We start from the raw sequence: 5,002 nt of genomic DNA, 5'->3' as shown, positions 1-5,002 counted from the left end.
CTTTAGGACATTTCTACTTTGGTAGAATAGGACATTTCTATTTTGGTATTACAGATGCAAATTGTTGACAAAGGTTGATTACTTATTTGATTTTTTTGACTGCTTATGTCTAAAATAGCGTGTGCTGATATTTACGGTGATTTTCGTATGGGGGATAGGTAAAATGACTATGCCGCGGGTTTGCATATGACGAAAGGCTCGTTGATGGGGAGGTTGTTCCCTTTTCTGAATTGGTTTGAAGACTATGGCGCGGTAAAGCTCAGGGCCGACCTTATGGCCGGCATTACCGTAGCCCTTGTGCTGATACCGCAGTCTATGGCATATGCTCAGTTGGCCGGGCTTCCCCCGTACTACGGGCTTTATGCCTCTTTCCTGCCCCCTATTGTGGCCGCCCTCTTTGGTTCAAGCCGCCAGCTCGCCACAGGTCCGGTTGCGGTTGTCTCGCTTATGAGCGCCGCGTCCTTAGAACCCCTCGCTACAAAAGGCGGCGAGGCCTTTATCGCATACTCCGTGCTGCTTGCCCTTTCAGTGGGGGTTTTTCAACTTTTTCTCGGGGTTTTTCGACTTGGACTTGTCGTTAATTTCCTTTCACACCCTGTTGTAATCGGTTTTACCAACGCCGCCGCGTTGATTATAGCCACATCACAGCTTGCCAATCTTCTTGGCGTCTCGGTTGACAATGCCGAGCACCATTATGAGACCGTAATAAATGTCGTCAAGGCCGCTGTTGAGTACACCCACTGGCCGACGCTCGCCTTCGCGCTCGCCTCATTTTTTATTATGTTTGCGCTCAGGAAGATTAATCCAAGGCTCCCAAACGTCCTCATCGCGGTGGTACTCACCACGCTTGTCTCATGGCTGATAGGATTTGAAAAAGTACAAAAGGCCCCATTGACCGCTATTCACTCCGAAGAGCTTACAACAAAGATAACAGACTACAATAAGATTTTAGCTGAGGTGGAAACGGCTACCAAAGAGCTGACATTGTTATCCAAAGGGCTTGCCGAAGCAAAAAAGGACAAACACGCCGAGCCTCTTGCAGTACTGGAGGCCGCACAAAAAATAGATAGATTAAACATCTTTAAAGATGAACAGAAAAAGAGGGCCAAGCTGCTCAGAGGCCAACTGAGGTCGGTTAAGCTCCAGTCTGAAGGCGATGGCAAGGGCTTCGTTATCAGTGATACTAAAAGGCAGGGCGAAGTATGGCATCTTACCGTCGGCAACAAGCCCCTGCCAGCAGATAAATTAACATTGAGCTCAGGTGGGGCTGTCATAGGCACTATCCCCAAGGGGCTTCCCACATTCGCCTTTCCCAAATTTGACTTAGGCATGTTTTTTATTATATTGCCAAATGCGATTATCATATCAATTCTCGGCTTTATGGAGGCCATCTCAATAGCTAAGGCGATGGCCGCCAGGACCGGACAGCGTCTTGACCCGAATCGGGAACTTATCGGGCAGGGCCTGGCCAACATCGCCGGGTCTATGGGACAAAGCTATGCCACATCGGGGTCTTTCTCGCGCTCGGCCGTTAATCTGCAAGCGGGGGCTGTGACGGGTATGTCAAGCGTCTTTACAAGCTGTATCGTGGTGGTTGCCTTGATTTTATTCACACCATTGCTTTATCATCTGCCGCAGGCGGTTTTGGCGTCAATAATAATGATGGCCGTCATGGGCCTCATAAGCGTCAAGGGGATAGTTCACGTGTGGCACGCCCAAAAGTACGACGGTGCCGCCGCCATCATAACGTTTTTTTTCACGCTGGCCTTTGCCCCTCATCTTGATAAAGGTATAATGATAGGCGTTGCCTTTTCAATCGGTCACTACTTGTACCGCTCAATGAAACCAAACCTTACGATATTGTCAAGACATCAGGACGGCACACTTCGCAACAGCGACATGTTCGGACTAAACCAGTGTGGGCATATCTCGGCCGTGAGTTTTGACAGCTCGCTGTTTTTTGCCAACACATCATATCTTGAAGACCAGATATTGCTCCAACTGTCAGAAAAACCAAAACTGCGGCATGTGATTATCTGCTGCGACGGTATAAACGAAATAGACGCCTCAGGCGAAGAGATACTTGGTATGATTGTGACAAGGCTGCGTGACAGGGATATTGAAATCACGTTTGTCGCCATAAAAGACCAGGTTATGGATGTCATCAAACGCACAGGCCTGTATAATAAGATAGGCGAGGACAGGGTTTTTCGGACTGAGGCACAGGCCATACAGGCGGTTCACGCCACCGCACACGAGAACAGTACCGAAAAAGAATGCCCGTTGCTTAAAGTTTGTTATTTAAAGTAGAATTATATCAGAAATTATTCCATGAAAGCGTGAGGTGCTGATGTCTATTATAACTATAAATAACCGTCCCTGTTGCAGAGGCAGAGACATAGCGGCGGAGGTAGCCGCCAAGACAGGCAGCGAACTGGTAATCAGTGAACAGATAACCGCCCTGGCCGCCGGGGAATATCATGTATCGCCCGAAAAAATAAAGAATTCCTACGAAAGTCCGCCGACCCTTTTTGGGATGTCCCTGGAGGAACGACATAGGTATCTAGCCTGTTACGAGGCGGCTCTCATGCGCTTCTTCTTGAGAGACAATATAGTGTATTGCGGTTTTGTCGGGCGTGTGTTATTAGAAGGTATCTCACACGTACTTAAGACCTATATAATCTCGAACCTTGAGGACAGGGCACGTATCAGGGCCTCAAGAATAAACATTTCAGACAAGGCTGCCGAGAAACAACTCATTAAGGAAGACAATTCGCACAAGAAGTTGATAAAGGCACTCTATAACTTCGAAGACGACGACCCAAAACACTATGATATGGCACTGAACATTGGCCAAATCACGGTAGAAGACGCCATTGAGATTATCTCTATGACATCCAAAGGCAGGCGTTTCCAGCCCATGACATATTCAATTGCCGCCGCTCATAACATAGAACTGGTGTATAGGGTTCGGGCAGCGCTCATACACATTGACCCTGATATAAGTGTGCGTTACGAGTGCAGCGGTCTGATAATCCATAGCCGCGCCCTGCAGAGTGAGACGCAAAAACGTACAGCGGCAATAAAGGCCCAGATTGAGACCATTGCCGATGCTGGCGAGGCCGAGATCGTCATAACCGAGGATTTTTTTAAACAGATATCCTCGACCCTGAGGTAAAAAACATGTCATTGTCAACGAGGTATGGCGATTTTATAGACAGGGCGGTGCATATCTCCGAGCTTTGTGATATAGTCATGGAACTGATGGAGAGATATGAAATCTGCCTCGGAATAAATACCATTTTGGTCATAATAACCTGCCTTGACGACCAGTGTACGACCATCATTGAGCACATTAAACGGGAGCTGCGAAAATGCCATCCCGCAAAGTTTGATGACGACCACAGCGTCATTCACATGGAGAAATATTACGGCTTGAGACTTTTTGGAGGGCTTTTTATTCCTAAGATAAAGACATATGAGTGTCTGCTTCCAGCCGCCCACCACATTCCAGACAGGGAAGACGGCAATCTGTTGATATTCAATTTCGCCCACATCGGTTACGACGATGAGAAAAAGACCTACGGAGCGCTTGTCAGGCACGGCCACTCAAAACCGACAACCGCGTGCGGGGCAATAATATCGTGTTATGAGAAAATCCGCCACGGCACAAGGGCCCCCAAAGATAATGATTTAAAGCTGCTCAGCAAATACTTAAATGGGATAATCAACAAGTACGATATAGAACATCAGGACAACGGCCTGCACCTGCTTGACCTTACAGTAAGGGCATACGAAATGCAAATGCCGTGGCTTAAGAGCCAGTTAACAGCGCTTGCCGTCATGGATAATATCAATATCATGTACATAGGGGGCATCGAAGTAGATTTCAGCAGGACCTGCGAGGATATTACCAATGATAAAATCGTCGTGATGGACAAGTTCTTTATTGATAAGAAAGGCTCTCACGAGCAGCTTAACCAGTTGTCGCCCCTTGAGTTAAACACATGGAGAAATCTGAACAAATAGCGGTCATTGAGGCCCTGCTTTTCGTAGCCGGAGATTCCCTTTCAATTGCCGATTTAAAACGCCTTACCGGGTTTTCTGACGCCGAGGCCGCCGATGCCGTGGCTGCGCTTACAAGCCAGTACAGAGAAAAAGACGGCGGTATGATGATTGCCGAACTTGCCGACGGCTATCAGATGGTTACCAACCCCTTGTTTGCGGAGTGGATAAAAAATTTAAAGAAATCAAGGACATCAGGGAAACTCTCTATCGCCGCGCTTGAGACACTTGCCCTTGTCGCCTACAAACAGCCTATCACCAAGGTGGAGATTGAGGAAATCAGAAGCGTAAGTTCCGACTGGACTATTAAAGTACTACTTGAGAGGGATCTGATTAAAATCGCAGGAAGAAAGGACGCGCCCGGCAAACCACTAATATTCACAACAACAAAGGAATTCTTAAAATACTTTGGCCTGAAAAACCTCTCAGAACTGCCTACATTAAAAGAATTTACGAAAGAAGAGTAAAGATTAAATCGAGTAGGAGGCAGGTGATTATTTCACCTGCCGACCTCTCATACCACCGTACGTACCGTTGTGCATACGGCGGTTCATAAGTTATTTCCACTTCCTTTGCAGACGCCGGACGATACTCGACTCCCCGCAATTACCTCGGATTTCCACCCCTACTTCTCTGCGGCGGTCACGCTTTGCATGATTTTCTGTCTTCTTCATATCGCTCACGAGTCTTTCATTTTCCGTGGTCAACTTATTCTATTTTTAAATCATATGTGCATTAATAATCAGTGATTAGCGTATTTATGAAATATCTTAGTCTGTCATTCCGGCTTGTCCGGAATCTGTCTCAGCACATCCTCAAGCCAAATACGATTCCGGACAAGCCGGAATGACGACAAGACAAGAAGGGTGATGACAATTTTTTGTCGCGGAGTGAGATAAAATATATTATTGTAGGTATGATTTAGAAATGGAATTAC

At 46.9% G+C, this 5,002-nt stretch carries 4 protein-coding genes; all 4 read left to right on the top strand.

Features of this window, described 5'->3' with window-relative positions:
• Positions 1 to 186 precede the first annotated feature (186 nt).
• The 4 genes from AB7D94_RS16455 to scpB are packed head-to-tail and all read left to right on the top strand — an operon-like array spanning position 187 to position 4,532.
• A complete protein-coding gene (locus tag AB7D94_RS16455) occupies positions 187 to 2,310 on the top strand; it encodes a SulP family inorganic anion transporter (protein WP_420267138.1) in 2,124 nt (707 codons plus the stop codon).
• 40 nt (positions 2,311 to 2,350) lie between these two features.
• Positions 2,351 to 3,178 carry a cytidylate kinase-like family protein gene (locus AB7D94_RS16450; RefSeq protein WP_420267137.1) on the top strand — a complete coding sequence of 276 codons (828 nt, stop codon included), beginning with the start codon at positions 2,351 to 2,353 and terminating at the stop codon, positions 3,176 to 3,178.
• Positions 3,179 to 3,183: 5 nt separating this feature from the next.
• Positions 3,184 to 4,029 carry a hypothetical protein gene (locus tag AB7D94_RS16445; RefSeq protein WP_420267135.1) on the top strand — a complete coding sequence of 282 codons (846 nt, stop codon included), beginning with the start codon at positions 3,184 to 3,186 and terminating at the stop codon, positions 4,027 to 4,029.
• Positions 4,008 to 4,532, top strand: a complete 525-nt coding sequence (gene scpB / locus AB7D94_RS16440) for an SMC-Scp complex subunit ScpB (RefSeq protein ID WP_420267134.1) — start codon at positions 4,008 to 4,010, stop codon at positions 4,530 to 4,532. The genes AB7D94_RS16445 and scpB overlap by 22 nt, the downstream gene beginning before the upstream one ends.
• The last annotated feature ends 470 nt before the right edge of the window (positions 4,533 to 5,002 follow it).

The organism is Candidatus Magnetominusculus dajiuhuensis (genome assembly GCF_046044395.1).
Classification (GTDB): domain Bacteria; phylum Nitrospirota; class Thermodesulfovibrionia; order Thermodesulfovibrionales; family Magnetobacteriaceae; genus Magnetominusculus; species Magnetominusculus dajiuhuensis.
This window is presented reverse-complemented; position numbering and strand designations above follow the sequence as displayed.